The organism is Paenibacillus sinensis (assembly GCF_019904155.1).
GTDB lineage: Bacteria > Bacillota > Bacilli > Paenibacillales > Paenibacillaceae > Paenibacillus_AQ > Paenibacillus_AQ sinensis.
This window is the reverse complement of sequence record NZ_JAHCMB010000141.1, coordinates 1-577: the sequence shown is the minus strand read 5'-3', so window position 1 is coordinate 577 and position 577 is coordinate 1. Positions and strand designations below refer to the sequence as shown.

Here is a 577-nt window from a genome sequence, read left to right as displayed (position 1 = left end):
CAGATTCTGCCCCGACCCTGCCGCGATCGCCACGATACCGCTCAGACCGCTGACCGCTACCGGTACATTCCCATAGCCTAAGCCCCAGGCCCATACGCTGCCGTCGCTTTTTAGTGCCAAGCTGTGGCTTGTCCCTGCCGCGACCGCTATCACACCGCTCGTCAGACCGCTCACCGCTACCGGCGTACTCCGCTGTGTGGTGCTGTTATCTCCGAGTTGTCCGTTCGCATTAACTCCCCAGGCCCATACGCTGCCGTCATTCTTCAATGCCAGCGTATGCTGGTTGCTGCCGCTTACCGATATTATTCCGCTTAAGCCCGGCACCACCGCCCTGGTGGTTCGGATCACGGAGGTCGAGCCTCCGTCTCCAAGCTGACCGGTGCTGTTGCTTCCCCAGGCCTGTACTTGTCCGTCGCTGCCCACCATCACACTTGTTCCCCAACCACCTGCCAGCGGGTTCTTCGTTTGAACCGCATTTACCAGCATCCATTGGGCACTCGACCATTCCGACCAGAGCGCTCCATCCGTTACTTTGACCCGTACCTGCAGCTTTTGTCCTGCCGGAAGGGCGGTACCT

1 protein-coding gene is annotated in these 577 nt (G+C 60.1%); it reads right to left on the bottom strand.

Translation table 11 applies throughout. From position 1 onward, the window contains the following. The coding region (locus KIH86_RS16140; protein ID WP_407672289.1) for an RCC1 domain-containing protein at positions 1–577 on the bottom strand (577 nt) is incomplete at both ends.